Source organism: Amycolatopsis sp. FU40 (assembly GCF_021903635.1).
GTDB classification, from domain to species: Bacteria; Actinomycetota; Actinomycetes; order Mycobacteriales; family Pseudonocardiaceae; genus Amycolatopsis; species Amycolatopsis dendrobii.
The window spans coordinates 8,138,627-8,153,291 of sequence record NZ_CP091381.1; the positions used below are offsets into that span (position 1 = coordinate 8,138,627).

The following is a 14,665-nucleotide window of genomic DNA, read 5'->3' on the forward strand; positions in this document are numbered from 1 at the left end:
CACGGACAATGGCGGGGTGGAGCAACTCACCCCTGCCAAGGTCACGCCCGCGGATCCGCCCGGCGGCACCGCCGGCGAAGAGGCGAAACGGCGCGGCCTGCGCAAGATGAAGCTGGTCGCGCTGTCCTTCCTGCTCGGCGCGACGATCGTGTTCCTGCTGACGAGCTGGGCGGAGTCGGCGGGCTGGGCGGGCTGGGTCGGCTACGTGCGCGCCGCGGCCGAGGCGGGCATGGTCGGCGCGCTCGCGGACTGGTTCGCGGTGACGGCGCTGTTCCGGCATCCGCTCGGGCTGCGGATCCCGCACACCGCGATCATCCCGAACAAGAAGGACGCGCTCGGCAACAGCCTCGGCGAGTTCGTCGGGTCGAACTTCCTGTCGCCGGACGTCATCCGCGACAAGCTCCGCCGCGTCGAGGTCGCGAGCAGGCTCGGCGCCTGGCTCTCGCAGCGCGACAACGCGGAGCGCGTGACGTCGGAGCTGGCGACCGTCGTACGCGGCGCGGTCACGGTGCTTCGCGACGAGGACGTGCAGGCGATCATGGAGCAGGCCGTGGTCAAGCGCGTGATCGACAAGCCGTGGGGCCCGCCGCTCGGCAAGATCCTGGCGGGCGTTTTCGAGGACGGCGCGCACCACAAGCTGGTGGATCTGATGTGCGACCGGGCTTACGAGTGGGTCCGGGACAACCACCAGACGATGCTGCGCGTGGTCTCGGACCGCGCGCCGAGCTGGTCGCCGAAGTTCGTCGACGAAATGCTGGCGGACAAGGTGTACGGCGAGGTCCTGACGTTCGCGTGGGCGGTCAAGACCGACGTCAACCACCCGATGCGCCTGGCGCTGGACAAGTTCCTCGGCGAGTTCGCGCAAGACCTGCAGACCGATCCGAAGACCATGGAGCGGGCCGAGCAGGTCAAGGGCCAGATCGTGAACCACGGCGAAGTGCAGAAGCTGATCGGCAGCGCGTGGGCGACGGCCAAGGAGATGCTGCTGAACGCCGCGGAGGACCCGTCGAGCGAACTGCGCCAACGCGTCCGCGGCGGACTGGAATCGCTTGGCAAACGCCTGGTGGACGACCCGTCGATGACCTCGAAGGTAGACGGCTGGGTCGAGGGCGCGGCGGTCTACCTGGTGACCCACTACTCCCGCGAGATCACCACGATCATCACGGACACGGTGGAGCGATGGGACGCCGAGGAGACGTCGCGGAAGATCGAACTGCAGGTCGGGCGGGATCTGCAGTTCATCCGGATCAACGGGACCGTGGTGGGTGCGCTGGCTGGGCTGGTGATTTACGCGGTGGCGCAGTTGCTGTTCTGAGGGGTTTGGCCTGTCGCGGGGCCGGGTGTGTGAGGGCGGCCGGGGTTGCGAAGGTCGTCCGGGGCGGGGATTCGCCTGATTGCGGCCGGTGGTTGCCGTTGGTGGTTGGTTGAGCTGGCCCGACCGGCGGCGGTTCGGGATGGCGCATGCCACTCGTGCTTGGGTGCGCTGGCTGTCGGGGCTCGGGATTAAGTAGTCGCCGGTTGGCAGCGTTGGCCCGGCCGGTGAGGTTCCGGGCGGCTTGTTGTCGCTCGGCCATTGGCTGAGCTGGTCCAGCCGGTGCGACTCGGGATGGCGCGGCTGGCTGAACTGGCCCAGTTGGCGCGGTTCGGAATGGCGTGGTCGCCGGGGCCGGCTGTGCTGGTCCGGTCGGCGCGGTTCGGAATGGCCACCGGACCCGGACTGGCAGCCGAGTCGGGATTTCGTTGTGGTTAAGCGGAATTCTCCAGTAGGGCCGGGCCCGGTTGCTGGCCCGTGACCACCGCCGAACCTTGACCGCGACTACCGCAGGACGCGGCTCGAACGCGCTGGTATCCCGGCGCCTCTGCCGCCGCGCCGACCGTGGTTTCCCCGGCATCGACCGGCTGCGGCGGGTGGTCGGCCGTATGCGCGCCGTCCTATACCACAGCCGCGGGGTGCTCAAACCAGTTGTCCACAGGAAGCTGAGTTATCCCCGGGGTTATCCACAGGAATTCACGGTGATGGCCTAATCGCTGTCCACAACTTGTGGGTATCCGGGGCATCTGCACGTGCACATGTGGTGTGTGTGGACAAGTTGTCCACAGGGGGTCAGTTGTGCACAGCCGCTGTGCGGGCGCGCCAGGAGCGGGCTTTTTCGCGGTTTCCGCAGACGCGCATCGAGCACCAGGTGCGGGAGCGGTTGCGGGATTCGTCGAAGAAGGCCCACAGGCAGTCGTCGGCGGGGCAGATCTTCAAGCGGACCCAGTCGCCCCGGATGGCGAGGCGGGTCGCCGCGGCGAGGGTCGCCGTGACGGCGTCCGGGGCGAGCAGCGTCGGGCCGGATTCGGTGAGGGCGAAGCGGAGCGGGACGTCCAGCGTGGTCGCGGGCAGCCGCGGATCGCCGACGGCGGCGCGCAGGCTGTCCCGTACGGCGCGGGCTTCGGCGGGATCGTTCGGTGACACGTCGTGGTCCGCGGCCCACTGCCGCCAGAGCTCCGGATCGTCCAGCAGGTCGTCGCCCCGTTCGATGTCGACGGTGTTGAGAAAGGCGACCACCAGGGAAGCGTCGGTGTGCACCTCCCCAGTGTACGGGCGATATTGGTTGCGACCTGCCTCCCTAACCGACATACTCGCTTTACTGGTTACGCGACGAGGAGAGGATGGGCAAAACATGGGTGCGATTCCGACTTTCGGCGGCGTTGCGTTCGACTGTCCGGACCCTGGGGCACTCGCCGGCTTCTATCGCTCCCTTCTTGAGTGGGGCGAACCCGAGATCGCTCCGGACAACCACTGGGCCACGCTCGTCGACCCGCGCGGCGGCGTCCGGCTCGAATTCCAGCGGGTGGCGGGTTACCGCGCGCCCGAATGGCCGTCGCAGGACACGCCGCAGCAGGCGCATCTCGACCTTGACGTCCCCGATCTCGAGGCCGCTCACCAGCGCATTCTCGGGCTGGGCGCGAAGTTGCTCGACGATTCGCCGGAGACCTTCCGCGTGTACGCCGATCCGGCCGGCCACCCGTTCTGCCTCTGCGCCTGCTGACACGGCGCGCCGAATCCGCGTAGGGTCGGCGGGGTGATTTGTCCGAAGTGTCAGAACATGATGCGCACGGTCGACAAGAACGGCGTCCACATCGAGCAGTGCGACGGCTGCCGCGGGATCTTCCTCGACCGCGGCGAGCTGGAGCAGATCGCCGGTGCGGAGAGCGCTTTCTACCGGCAGCAGCCACCGCCGTACGGCCGGCCAGATTCGCCGCGCCCTTACCAAGGCGGGTACTCGGATTCGCCGCGCCCGTATCGGGGAGGGCATTCGGACTCGCCGCGCCCGTACCGAGGCGGGCACGCGGACTCGCCGCGGCCGTACCGCGGTGGCTACGGGGATTCGCCGCGGCCGTACGGCGGACGCCGCAAGCGCAGCTTCCTCGAGAACCTCTTCGACTGAGTTGTCCACCGATCCGGTAGCGCTCGACCTGCGGATTTGTCCGGCCTGTGGCGACCGTGCGAGTTGTCCACAGGCCGACGGGAACCTCTTGTGGTGCGCGGAGTGCGGACACCGGTGGCCGTTTCGGCGGCTGCCGTTGTTCGCGTTGACCGGGCCGAGCGCGGGCGGCAAATCGACGGTCGGGCCGAAGCTGGCGCAGCGGTTGGCAGGAGAGGCCGTTGTGCTGGAGCAGGACGTGCTGTGGACCGGCGCGTTGCGCGACGACGTCCCGGGGAATCCGGCGTTCCGCGGGGCTTGGCTGCGGATGGCGGCGATGTTGCACCAGAACGGACGGCCGGCCGTGCTGTGCGGGACGGTCGCGCCGCAGGAGCTGGAACCGTTGCCAGAGCGCGTTTTCTTCTCGGGGGTGCACTACCTGGCGCTGGTCGCGGACAACGAGACCCTCCGGCGGCGATTGCGCGCCCGGCCGGCGTGGCGGGAATGGGACGAGCCGCGGATCGAGGAGATGCTCGAGTTCAACCTGTGGATACGTGGGCAGGTCGAGTCCATCGACACGACGGAGGCTCCGCTCGACGATGTCGTGACCGCGGTAGAGAAGTGGGTTCGGACCAGAATTGGGTCGGACCTAGGAATCGGTGTGTGAGCTGGGTTCGACCCAGCGAACCTTCACGATTCTTCCGCGCGGAGCCGTTCGTCGTAATGCCGCAGTGATTCGCCAAGCGGGGTAAGGGAATACTCGACTCCGACAGGAGACGTCGGCAGCACTCGCCGCACGATCTGCTGACGAACTCGAAGAAGTGGTCGATCGGCTGGCGCGCGACATCGCCGCGTTGCCGGAAGGAGTGATCGCCGCGGCGAAACGGGCTGTCGTTCCGGATGCTCTGGCCACGGGATTTCAGCGGGAACACGACGCTTGGGCGGGACAATTCGCGCGTCCCGCGGCGGAGGCGCTGATTCGCGGTGGATTGGCGCGGGGTGGGCAAACGCGGGCAGGCGAGCGTGATCTGGAGGGGCTGCTTCGCGAACTGGCGGGTTGATCAGGCACCTGGCCAGCGATTCTCGGATTGTGGATCGTCCAACCAGAAAGTCTGTTCGTCGCTGGTGACCGTGAGACCGAAGCGCGACCGGCTGGGACGTCCGAGCGATTCCCAGCGACGGTGCGCGTCCTCGGCGAGATCCCACAACGCGCGCGGACCTCCTTGCGCTACCTCGAAACCGGATTCCGTGCGACGGGTGCGGGCCCAGGAACCGTCCGGATGAGACAGTGCGAAGGCACCGCTCGGGTCGACGTGCACGGGGCGCACCTCCGGTAGCTCCAGCGACGCGAAGAACTCGAAATGTCGTTGTGGTTTAAGCACATCTGTCATCGACAGTTCCGTTGACCGCCATTGCGCATCAGTAGCGGGCGGCACGTCGGCGAGTGGTGGCAGGCGATGCGCGCGCAGGGGCATGAAGCGGCCGTCGCGGGCCAGGACCTGGCCCTCTGCGGTCGCGCCTTCGCCTGCGGTGAGGCGGACGAGCCCGCCGCCGAGCGGGCGGTTGAGGGTGGTGACGATGTGCCCGCCAGGGAGTGTTTGATCAAGCCAGGCAAGGGGAATGCGGGAGACCGATGCGGTGCACAGGACCCGGTCGAAGAGCACTCCGGCCGGGAAGCCGAGTGCGCCGTCGCCGGTAGCGCACGCGGGGGCGTAGCCGCAGGAGGCGAGGCGTTCCTGCGCGGCGGCCGCGATGGCCGGATCGATATCCACTGTGGACACTTGGCCGGAACCGCAGCGGTGGCACAGCAAACCCGCGTTGTAGCCGGTTCCGGTGCCGATCTCCAGTACTCGATCACCGTCGCGGACCAGGAGTTCTTCCAGCATGATCGCCATGATCGCGGGCATGCTGGACGAACTGGTCGGCACTCCGGGGACCGGACCGCGGGCGCGGGCGCGGTCCCAGAGCGACGGGTCGTCGTCGAGCTGGGTGACCAGGACGTCGCGCGAATAGACGCGGTCCAGCCAGTCCGGATCGCCGCGGTCGACCGCCGCCCAGCCGTTGCCCGATGGCACGAAAAAGCGCGGCAGGAACGCGTGCCGGGGGACGGTCGCGAAGGCGTCGATCCAGGCCTCGTCGTGCAGCACGTCCTCTTCGACGAGGTGCCGGACCAGGCGTCGACGCAACCGTTGTGCCCGCATAAGCCCAGGGTAACGGGGTGAGCGGAACCACACCCGATGGTTGCAAGCAGGGTGCTTGCAATAGCTAGCACGCGAGCGTACTGTCGAGTAGGTCGCGAGGAGGTGACCGGATGACAGAACCCGGCGGAGCACAGCGCCCCATGGACAAGGTCGCGGACATCGCCTCCGACATCGGCGAGTACATCCGCCAGCAGCGCAGTTCCGCGAAGATTTCGCTGCGCCAGCTGTCGAAACTCGCCGGAGTGTCCAATCCGTACCTGAGCCAGATCGAGCGCGGGGTCCGCAAACCCAGCGCGGAGATCCTCCAGCAGATCGCCAAAGGGCTGCGGATCTCGGCCGAAGCGTTGTACGTGCAGGCCGGGATTCTCGACCTGCCGACCGGCGGCCCGGTCGGCGACGCGATCCGCGCCGACGCCGAGCTGACCGAACGGCAGAAGCAGGTCCTGCTCGACGTCTACGAGTCCTTCCGGCGCGAAAACGCCGCCGCGAGCACCACCGCACCGAAGACCACCCAAGAGACCACTGAGGAGTCGGCATGACCACGCCCAAGACCGAGGACGTCCGCAAGGCTGTCAACACTGCGCTCGACCAGGTCCGCACCCCGCTGCTCGCCGCGCTCGGCGCGGGCAACCTGGCCAGCCAGGCCGTGACCGACGCGGTCGCCAAGGCCCGCGCCAACGTCACCAAGAACACTGAGGCCGCCCGCAAGGGCCTCGAGGAGCTGCCGACCGACGTCGAGAGCCTCCGCGAGAAGCTCGACCCGGCCGAACTGCGCAAGGCCATCGACGAGTACACCGAGGCCGCGCTGAAGCTGTACAACAAGCTGGCCGAGTCCGGCGAGCAGGCGTGGGACAAGATCGCCGCGCAGCCGCAGGTCAAGAAGGCCCTTGAGCAGCTGGACGACGCGCTGACCGCCGCGCAGGAGCGCGTCGACGGCCTGACCGAGGAGACCCGCGAGCGCGTCGACGGCGTGCTGGCGAAGGTCACCAAGCGCACCCGTTCCGCTGGTGAGAAGGCCGCCCGCAAGGTGACCGAGGTGGCAGGCGAGACCGCGGACGCGGTTGAGGAAATCGGCGAGAACGTCGCGCACGAGACCCGTTCGGTGGCCCGCAAGGCCGCGAACCGCACCGCGCCGAAGACCGCCACCCCGGCCCGTCGCACGACGACCAGCACGACGGCGAACGCGAAGAAGCCGGCCGCGCCGAAGACGGAGAAGTGACGGCGGAGTCGCTGTCGCGGTGACTGCGGTTCGGGTGCTTAGGCACCTGGAACCGTTGGGGCGGAACGGTTTGCGCCGGGTCGCCGAGGGCGAGAATTGAAGATCGAGGGGTCGCACGGCGGCCGGGCCGAGAAATGGGCCCGGCCGCCGTGTGCTGTGTTGGGGATGTTTCGGGGTGCTGCCGGGTCATGGGGTTGGCGGCGGTCTCGCTGTGCTGGGGGTCGTGCCGCCGTGCTGCATGGCGGGCGGTGCCGGGGGAGTGCGGGGTGCGGCTGTGATTGGGGCGTTTCGGCGGGGCGGTGTCTGCCGTGTCGGGGGCGGTGGTGCCGGGCTGCTGCATAGCGGACTGGGCGGCGTGCCGCTGAGTCAGGGGACGGTGCCGCCGCTCCCGTGAGCGGTTCGGAGAGCCGGTTGGTCCGGCCGTCGTGTGCGGCGGCGGGTGTCGCGGCGAAGTCGATGTTGGGTCGAACCTAACTCGGGCGAGCTTCGTTAGGCTCCCAGCGGCGAGCTGGGCCGGACCGAGATTCACGGGCGACGAGCTGGGTCCGACCTAGGCTCACGGCAGCAGCCTGGGTCCGGCCTGAGCCGAGGCAGCCGAGCCGGAGTGACCGTTGTCACCCCAAGCTCGCTCCCTGCGGCGCACTGCGGCCAAACCCGGCCAACCCGAGCCTGACCAGCAGTCACAGCGCCGTGCCGGGTTTCGGGGGAGCGGGCGGCCTGGGCGGTTTGCCGTAAGCTGGCTGCGTGCTGGTTGCCGATTGGATCCTCTGGGTCATCCACTGGGGCAGCGCCTTGGTCGGGCTCTTCGCCTTCGTTCACGCGCTGCTCCAGCGAGCCGACGCGTACTCGGCGGCCGATCGCAAGACCAAGCCGATCTGGATGCTGATCACCGGCGGGGCCACGATCGCGCTGGTGCTGTTCCCGCTTCAGGGGAACGGCGTCGGGTTCATCTTCTGGGTTCCCGCGATGGCGGCGGCGCTCGTCTACATCGTCGACGTGCGGCCGAAGCTCATCGAGGTTCAGCGGGGCCACCGCAACTGGTGACCGGAGCGGCGGGCGGATTACATTCGGGCCCGTGACCACCTGGACTATCGCCGGAAGCCTCACCGTCGTTCCCGCGCCGACCCGTACTGACCTGCTTGCCGAACCCGTCGCCAAGGCGCTTGCCGCGATGCCCGCGCCGGACGAGCTCGGCGTCACCGAGATCGATCCGGAGCTCGCCGACACCGCCGCGTTCTGCGAGGCGTATGGGTCGCCGTTGACGGCCTCCGCGAACTGCGTTGTGGTCGCCGGCAAACGGGCTGGTGAGGTCCGGTTCGCCGCGGCGCTCGTGCTCGCGACCACCCGCGCCGACGTCAACGGCGTCATCAAGCGCCGTCTCGATGTGCGCAAGGCTTCGTTCGCGCCGATGGACGAGGCCGTTTCGCTCACCGGCATGGAGTACGGCGGCATCACGCCCGTCGGGCTGCCCGCGGACTGGCCGATCCTCATCGACCAGGCCGTCGCGGACGCGCCGGAGCTGGTGATCGGCAGCGGGATCCGCGGCAGCAAGCTCCTGATCTCCGGTGCGGCGCTCGCGGGGCTGCCGAACGCCGAGGTCATCGACGGCCTCGCGCGCTAAACTGTCCATAGTGGACGAACCAGTCGAAGTCGGCCCGGGTGCCCTTGAAGCGCTTAGGCGGCAGCGTGAAGCAATGCTGGCCGCGTTGGACGAGGACCGCCCGGTCTACGGCGTCAACACCGGCATGGGACGGCTCGCCGGAACGCGGCTCACCGCCGGGCAGCAGGCCGATCACCAGCGCAATCTGCTGGTCGGCCGGGCGGTCGGCGGGAAGCCGTGGCTGTCGCCGGAGTTGACCCGTGCGTTGCTGCGCATGCGGCTGCGCGGGTTTCTCCGCGGCGACGCGGCGGTCAGTCCCGAGCTGGTCACCTTCCTCGCGGACCGGCTCAACGACGGGTTCCTCCCCGCCGTTCCGCGCGACAGTCTCGGCAGCGCGGGCGAGATCATTCCGCTGGCGCACGCGTTCCAGACCTTCGTCGGGCTCGGCACGGTCATCGAGGACGGCGTCGAAGTCCCGGCGGCGGAAGCGCTGGACCGGCGCGGGGTGCGTCCGTTCGTGCTCGGGCCGAAGGAAGGGGCGAGCCTGATTCAAGGTTCGCCGCTGGCCGAGGCGTACGCGTGGGTGTGCAGCGAGAGACTGCGTCGACTGCTCGATTGGCAGACGGTCTGCGCGGCGATCACCGTGGACGTTCTTGGTGCGCCGCATGCGATCTACCGCGGCACCCACATCGGGAAACTCATCGAAGGGGCCGCCACGAAAAAGGGAGTCGTGCAGGCGCCGATCTCGGTGCGAGTCGGGCCGAAGGTACTCGAGTACGTCGGCCGGACTGTCGAGGAGTTGCGGGAAACCTTGCGGGAGTCCTGGGAAACTCCCGCGGACTCACCGGCCTTCGTAAACGGCGAGTTCGTCCCGACTACCGGCTATCACGCCGCCGCGCTCGGGCTGAGGATGGACGCGGTCAAGGCAGCCCTCGTCCATGCGGCAGAGGTCTCGGTCCAGCGCCTTCACCGCCTCCTCGACCCGCAGTTCAGCGGTTTGCCGCCGCAGCTTGCGGTGGATCCGGGGCCGCAGGCCGGGCTTACGCCGTTGCACAAACGCGCGGCCGGCGAACTGCACGCGATGCGACGGCTGGCCGCACCGGCGACGCTCGGGTCGCTGGACACTTCCGCTGGTCAGGAGGATGTGCAAGCGTTTGCCAGCAAGGCCGGAGCCGAGCTGGAGACAGTCATCGAACGCTTCTTCGCGATCACCGCGTGCGAGCTGATCGCCGGGCGGCAGGCGCGGTATCTGCTCAAAGCAGAAGGCGCGCCGAGGCTGGCCGACGCATACGCCTGGCTCGCGGAGAGGGTTGAGCCGGTGGTGGTCGACCGGTCGCTGGGGCCGGAGATCGACCGGCTGGCCGCGGTGTGTCGTGAGAGTTCATGCCGGTTAGAACCGGCATGAACACTCACGAGTCCCGACGTGCCTGTTGAAGCGCCAACCCGCGAGGCGTAGCCAGCTTCGTCAGCAGCGCGAACAGCCCCTCGCACACCAGTGCCAGGATCACCACCGCCAGACCGCCGCCGAAGATTTCGCCGTGGCCCTGCTCGCCGAGGGCGAAACCGTCCACGATGTAGCGGCCGAGACCGCCGCCGTCGTTGACGATCGCGCCGATCGCGACCGTCGCGATCAGTTGCAGGAACGCCACTCGCGCGGCGGCCACGATCACCGGCGACGACAGCGGCAGTTCCACGCGCAGCATGATCTGCCATTCGCGATACCCGGTGCCGCGCGCCGCGTCGACGACGTCCTGTTCCACCTGCACCACGCCCGCGTAGGTGTTGGTGAACAGCGGCGGCAGCGCCAGTGCGACGAGCGCGAGCAGCAGCGGCCAGAAGTCTGTGTTCGCGCCCCACCTGCTGGCCAGGAACCAGAACAGGATGATCAGCCCGAAACTCGGGATCGCGCGGCCGATGTTCACCGCGCTGCTCGCCAGGAACTGGCCGCGCCGGTAATGCCCGAGCCACAGCGCGAGCGGGACGGTCAGGAGGATCGAGAGCACCAGCGCCAGCGCGGAAAACCACAGATGCTGCACGGTCCGGAACGGAATCCCGGCCGGATCGGTCCAGCTCCAGCGGTTCGGGTCGGCGAGCCAGTGGCTCAGCTGCTCGAAAAAACTCATCGAAGCGCCCTCCGCGACCACGGGGCCAGCGCGCGTTCGCTCAGCCACAGCAGCAAATCGACGAGCACCGCCAGCGCGATCGACAGCACGACGCCGACGATGATCGGGCTCGGATTCGGGATCGTCGTCTGAATGCCTGCCCGGATGAAGTAGCCGAGCCCGCCCATGCCGAGCAGCGACGTGACGGTGACCAGGCCGATCGTCGTCACCGCGGCCACGCGCAGCCCGGCGATCACCACCGGCAGCGCGAGCGGCAGTTCGACCTGCCACAGCAGCCGCCGCGGTGTGAAGCCCATCCCGATCGCCGCTTCACGCACCTCGGTCGGCACCTGCTGCACGCCGGTCACGATGTTGCGGATCAGGATCAGCAGCGTGTACGTCGCCAGCGGGATGACCGAGGTGGCGAAGGAGAACCCGAGCAGCGGAACCAGCAGCGCGAACGCGCCCAGGCTCGGGATCACGTAGAGGGCGCCCGCCGTGCCGATCACGAACGGATAGAACCAGCGGTAGCGCAGGCACAGCGTGGCGAGCGCGAGCGAAAGCACGAGGCCGACGCCGAGCGCGGTCGCGGTGAGGGCGATGTGCTCGCCGAGCCGCTGCAGAATCGCGTCGGCGTTGCGTTCGACCCACCGCCATTCGAAGAGGGGACGGCTGCTGTCGGCCAGCAGCGGGGTCACGGACGCGTGCACGGCGCGACCTTACCCCGATCGAGCGACAATATTCCGGCTCGTGAGATTCCGTGGCGAGGATTCCTAACCAGTGGTTTCTGTCGGGGGTCGCGGTTAGGGTCCATTCCCACTAACGAGTGAACTGAGGAGTGTGGGGACACGTGCGCTGGACCCGGAACATCCGAGTGGCCGCGCTGGTGGCGACGGCCGCGCTCGGCTTGACCGCGTGCGGTGGGGGAAGCGACCAGCCGGCCGCGCCGAGCAAGGGCGGCGCTCCGATCGTCGTCGCCTCGTTCAACTTCACCGACAGCCAGATCCTTGCCGAGATCTACGCGGGCGCGCTGGAGGCCAAGGGCTATCCGGTCACCCGGAAGCTGAACCTCGGCTCGCGGGAGCTGGTCTACCCGTCGCTCAAATCCGGAGAACTGCAGTTCCTGCCGGAGTACCAGGGCGCGGCGATCACGACCGGCTTCGGCAAGGAAGCGACCAAGGACGCCAAGGCCGAGCACGAACAGCTGGAGAAGCTTTTCGCGCCTGAGGGCGTCGGGCTGCTGAACTACGCGGCCGCCGAGGACAAGAACACCTACATCGTGAAGGCCGACCTCGCGAAGTCGAAGGGCATCTCCTCGATCAGCGACCTGAAGAAGCTCGACAAGGTCGTCATGGCCGGTCCGCCGGAGTGCGAGAAGCGGCTGCCGTGCTTTAAGGGCTTCAAGGATGTCTACAAGCTGACGAACGCCACCTTCCAGACAGTGCAGGAGGCCGGGCCGCGCGTGCAGCAGCTCAACTCCGGCGCGGTCACGGTGATCCCAGTCGACTCGGTCAGCCCGCTGGTCGGCGACTCGCAGTACGTCGCGCTCAAGGACGACCTCACCATCGTGCCCACCGAGAACGTGGTGCCCGCGGTGAACAAGAAGGTGCTCGACGAGCGCGGTGCGGACTTCGCGGCCGTCGTCAACGCGGTCAGCGCGAAGCTCACCACGGACGGCATGCGCGAGCTGAACAAGCGGGTCGACGCGGACGGCGAGCCCGCCGCCGACGTGGCCAAGGACTGGCTGAAGCAGCAGGGCCTCAGCTGAGTGTCGTGAGTGGCGATGCCGGTTAGAACCGGCATCGCCACTCACAACCCCATGTGCGAAGGTGACCTCGGCGAACCCCTGAGGAGGAAACGACATGGGCAAGGTCACGGCCACCGCGGAGCGCACGATCGACGCGCCGGTGGAACGCGTGCGTGAGCTGGTCGCGGACTACGCCGAGACCCGGCCGAAGCTGCTCACCGAGCACTACCGCGACTACGAGGTCAGCGAGGGCGGCGTCGGCGCCGGCACGAAGGCCAGCTGGAAGCTGCAGGCCACGTCCAAGCGCGTGCGCGACGTCGCGGCCACGGTGACCGAGCCGTCGCCGGGCACCTTCGTCGAGACCGACGCGAACTCCAGCATGGTCACCACCTGGACCGTCACCGCCTCCGGCGAGCGTTCGCTCGTCCGCATCGAGACCAGCTGGGACGGCGCGGGCGGCATCGGCGGCTTCTTCGAGAAGACCTTCGCGCCCGGCGGGTTGAAGAGGATCTACGACGGCGTGCTCGGCAAGCTCGCGGAGATCGTGTAGCGCTTGCCACAGCTCCGGGGACAATCGGAATGCGCGCCCCGGTTTCTCCGTTGGCCGGGTAGACGGGGCGCGCGCCCCGCTTCAGTCCAGCTTGAACGAAACGGAGTTCGACGGTGAACGCACCCGCAACGCCCGCCAAGGCGACCGAGATCCGGCTCGCGGCCCGTCCGCACGGCGTCCCGACCATGGACAATTTCGACATCGTCGAGACCGAGGTGCCGAAGCCAGGTCCCGGGCAGATCCTGGTGCGCAACCTGGTGATGAGCGTCGACCCGGCGATGCGCGGCCGGATGAACGACGTGAAGTCCTACTCGCCGCCGTTCGTGGTCGGCGAGGCCATGCAGGGCGGCGCGGTCGGCGAGGTCATCGAGTCCACTGTGGACGAGTTCGCGGTCGGTGACCACGTGCTGCACCAGGCGGGCTGGCGTACGCACGCGGTGCTCGACGCCAAGCGAGCGGTCAAAGTGGACGATTCCGTCGCGCCGCTCTCGACCTACCTCGGCGTGCTCGGGATGCCGGGCCTGACCGCGTACGCCGGACTGCTGGTGAGCGCGGAATTCAAGCCGGGCGACACGGTTTTCGTCTCCGGCGCGGCCGGTGCGGTCGGCTCGCTCGTCGGGCAGCTGGCCCGGCTCAAGGGCGCCAAGCGGGTGATCGGCAGCGCGGGTTCGGCGGAGAAGGTCCGCTACCTCACCGAGGAGCTCGGCTTCGACGCCGCCTTCAACTACAAGGACGGACCGGTCGCCGAGCAACTCGCCGCGGCCGCGCCCGAGGGCATCGACGTCTACTTCGACAACGTCGGCGGCGAGCACCTGGAAGCCGCGATCGGGTCGATGAACCTGCACGGCCGGATCGCCATCTGCGGGATGATCTCGCAGTACAACGCCACCGAGCCGACCCCTGCTCCGCGCAATCTGGTGCAGCTCATCGCGAAGCGGATCACCATGCGCGGCCTGCTCGTGCTCGACCACTGGCACCTGATGCAGGAGTTCGTGGCCGAGGTCGCGCCGCTCGTCGCGTCCGGCGAGATCAAGTACTCCGAGACCTTTGTGGACGGTATCCGCAACGCCCCGGATGCCTTCCTCGGTCTGCTCAGCGGGGCGAACACCGGAAAGATGCTGGTGCGCCTCAGCTCCTGACGATCGCGTCAGCCAGTTCGGGCATGGTCGCCGCGGTGTAGGTCGCGGCGGGCAGGCCGGGCAGCGGATGGACTCCGGGGCGCGCGAGCAGCGCGGTCCGGAGTCCTGCTGCTTGGGCCCCGGCGATGTCCCAGCCGTGCGCGGCGACCATCACCGCCTGGCCGGGCTCGACGCCGAAGGCGCGCAGCACCTGGAGGTACGGCTCCGGTGCGGGCTTGAGCCTGCTGACTTGCTGCGCGGAGAAGATCCGGTCGAATTTCGTTGCCAGGCCAGCGTTCTGCAGCTGTGCTTCGGCGGTCGCGAGCGGCGAGTTCGTGAGCGCGACTACCTGGTGCCCGGCCTGGCGCAAACGGTCCAGGCCGGGTGCGACGTCGGCGTGCGCGGGCAGGGCACGCAGGCCGTCGCCGACCTTCACCAGTTCGGCGTCGGTCAGTTCATGACCGTGCCGCGCGCACACGGCGGCCGCGGCTTCCCCGGCGATCTGCGCGAAATCGCGGTACTGGCCTGCCGCGGTTACCGTGAGCACGGTGTGGATCGCGAGCGTGAACCATTCCTGCCGCGCTTGCGGATCTCCGGTGAATTTGGTGAACAGCGGGTCGAGCGCAGTCAGGTCGAGCAGTGTCTCGTTGACGTCGAACACGCACAGCATCGCGCCTCCTGCCGGTGAACCGCTTGCGTACCAGGGTCCTCCGTCAGC

Annotated in this window: 18 protein-coding genes; 13 read left to right on the forward strand and 5 right to left on the reverse strand. The window is 68.6% G+C overall.

Annotated features, from left to right (window positions below; all coding sequences use genetic code 11):
* Nucleotides 1-16 precede the first annotated feature (16 nt).
* The gene (locus L3Q65_RS38500; protein WP_237597875.1) at nucleotides 17-1,315 is read left to right on the forward strand and encodes a DUF445 domain-containing protein; all 1,299 of its coding nucleotides are present in this window, start codon (nucleotides 17-19) and stop codon (nucleotides 1,313-1,315) included.
* A 789-nt stretch (nucleotides 1,316-2,104) separates the two neighbouring features.
* Here L3Q65_RS38500 and L3Q65_RS38505 read toward each other — a convergent pair.
* Nucleotides 2,105-2,572 carry a CGNR zinc finger domain-containing protein gene (locus L3Q65_RS38505; RefSeq protein WP_237597876.1) on the reverse strand — a complete coding sequence of 156 codons (468 nt, stop codon included), beginning with the start codon at nucleotides 2,570-2,572 and terminating at the stop codon, nucleotides 2,105-2,107.
* Nucleotides 2,573-2,666: 94 nt separating this feature from the next.
* Between L3Q65_RS38505 and L3Q65_RS38510 the strand changes: the two genes are divergently transcribed.
* From L3Q65_RS38510 to L3Q65_RS38525, 4 genes are all read left to right on the forward strand, one after another.
* Nucleotides 2,667-3,035, forward strand: coding sequence for a VOC family protein (locus tag L3Q65_RS38510; RefSeq protein WP_237597877.1), 369 nt, complete (start codon nucleotides 2,667-2,669; stop codon nucleotides 3,033-3,035).
* A 33-nt stretch (nucleotides 3,036-3,068) separates the two neighbouring features.
* On the forward strand, nucleotides 3,069-3,434 hold the full coding sequence (locus L3Q65_RS38515; RefSeq protein ID WP_255751221.1) for a zf-TFIIB domain-containing protein: 366 nt from the start codon (nucleotides 3,069-3,071) through the stop codon (nucleotides 3,432-3,434).
* Nucleotide 3,435: 1 nt separating this feature from the next.
* Nucleotides 3,436-4,077, forward strand: a complete 642-nt coding sequence (locus L3Q65_RS38520; protein ID WP_237597878.1) for an AAA family ATPase — start codon at nucleotides 3,436-3,438, stop codon at nucleotides 4,075-4,077.
* A 154-nt stretch (nucleotides 4,078-4,231) separates the two neighbouring features.
* The gene (locus L3Q65_RS38525; protein WP_237597879.1) at nucleotides 4,232-4,471 is read left to right on the forward strand and encodes a hypothetical protein; all 240 of its coding nucleotides are present in this window, start codon (nucleotides 4,232-4,234) and stop codon (nucleotides 4,469-4,471) included.
* Here L3Q65_RS38525 and tgmC read toward each other — a convergent pair whose 3' ends face one another.
* Complete coding sequence (gene tgmC / locus L3Q65_RS38530) at nucleotides 4,472-5,611, reverse strand: ATP-grasp peptide maturase system methyltransferase (RefSeq protein ID WP_237597880.1); 1,140 nt, start codon at nucleotides 5,609-5,611, stop codon at nucleotides 4,472-4,474.
* 140 nt (nucleotides 5,612-5,751) lie between these two features.
* Between tgmC and L3Q65_RS38535 the strand changes: the two genes are divergently transcribed.
* The 5 genes from L3Q65_RS38535 (at nucleotide 5,752) to L3Q65_RS38555 (ending at nucleotide 9,835) form a co-directional block, all read left to right on the forward strand.
* Complete coding sequence (locus L3Q65_RS38535) at nucleotides 5,752-6,150, forward strand: helix-turn-helix domain-containing protein (protein WP_043836265.1); 399 nt, start codon at nucleotides 5,752-5,754, stop codon at nucleotides 6,148-6,150.
* Entirely contained in the window at nucleotides 6,147-6,830 is a 684-nt protein-coding gene (locus L3Q65_RS38540; protein ID WP_182893899.1) for a hypothetical protein, read from the forward strand. Before L3Q65_RS38535 ends, L3Q65_RS38540 begins: the two co-directional genes overlap by 4 nt.
* Nucleotides 6,831-7,574: 744 nt before the next feature.
* Nucleotides 7,575-7,874, forward strand: coding sequence for a DUF2516 family protein (locus L3Q65_RS38545; protein WP_182893900.1), 300 nt, complete (start codon nucleotides 7,575-7,577; stop codon nucleotides 7,872-7,874).
* Between the two features lie 31 nt (nucleotides 7,875-7,905).
* Nucleotides 7,906-8,451 (forward strand): YbaK/EbsC family protein, encoded by a 546-nt coding sequence (locus tag L3Q65_RS38550; RefSeq protein ID WP_182893901.1) that lies wholly within the window; start codon nucleotides 7,906-7,908, stop codon nucleotides 8,449-8,451.
* 73 nt (nucleotides 8,452-8,524) lie between these two features.
* Nucleotides 8,525-9,835 (forward strand): aromatic amino acid lyase, encoded by a 1,311-nt coding sequence (locus tag L3Q65_RS38555; protein ID WP_237597881.1) that lies wholly within the window; start codon nucleotides 8,525-8,527, stop codon nucleotides 9,833-9,835.
* Between the two features lie 4 nt (nucleotides 9,836-9,839).
* Here L3Q65_RS38555 and L3Q65_RS38560 read toward each other — a convergent pair whose 3' ends face one another.
* Nucleotides 9,840-10,553, reverse strand: a complete 714-nt coding sequence (locus tag L3Q65_RS38560) for an ABC transporter permease (protein WP_182893903.1) — start codon at nucleotides 10,551-10,553, stop codon at nucleotides 9,840-9,842.
* Complete coding sequence (locus L3Q65_RS38565; protein WP_182893904.1) at nucleotides 10,550-11,242, reverse strand: ABC transporter permease; 693 nt, start codon at nucleotides 11,240-11,242, stop codon at nucleotides 10,550-10,552. The genes L3Q65_RS38560 and L3Q65_RS38565 overlap by 4 nt, the downstream gene beginning before the upstream one ends.
* Nucleotides 11,243-11,382: 140 nt before the next feature.
* Here L3Q65_RS38565 and L3Q65_RS38570 point away from each other — a divergent pair, with 140 nt between their 5' ends.
* The 3 genes from L3Q65_RS38570 to L3Q65_RS38580 all read left to right on the forward strand — a co-directional run bounded on the left by L3Q65_RS38570 (nucleotide 11,383) and on the right by L3Q65_RS38580 (nucleotide 13,968).
* A complete protein-coding gene (locus L3Q65_RS38570; RefSeq protein ID WP_182893905.1) occupies nucleotides 11,383-12,300 on the forward strand; it encodes an ABC transporter substrate-binding protein in 918 nt (305 codons plus the stop codon).
* 94 nt (nucleotides 12,301-12,394) lie between these two features.
* The gene (locus tag L3Q65_RS38575; RefSeq protein WP_182893906.1) at nucleotides 12,395-12,829 is read left to right on the forward strand and encodes an SRPBCC family protein; all 435 of its coding nucleotides are present in this window, start codon (nucleotides 12,395-12,397) and stop codon (nucleotides 12,827-12,829) included.
* Between the two features lie 185 nt (nucleotides 12,830-13,014).
* Nucleotides 13,015-13,968, forward strand: a complete 954-nt coding sequence (locus L3Q65_RS38580; protein ID WP_237600990.1) for an NADP-dependent oxidoreductase — start codon at nucleotides 13,015-13,017, stop codon at nucleotides 13,966-13,968.
* Here L3Q65_RS38580 and L3Q65_RS38585 read toward each other — a convergent pair.
* On the reverse strand, nucleotides 13,958-14,617 hold the full coding sequence (locus L3Q65_RS38585) for a haloacid dehalogenase type II (RefSeq protein ID WP_182893908.1): 660 nt from the start codon (nucleotides 14,615-14,617) through the stop codon (nucleotides 13,958-13,960). The genes L3Q65_RS38580 and L3Q65_RS38585 overlap by 11 nt on opposite strands.
* Between the last annotated feature and the right edge of the window lie 48 nt (nucleotides 14,618-14,665).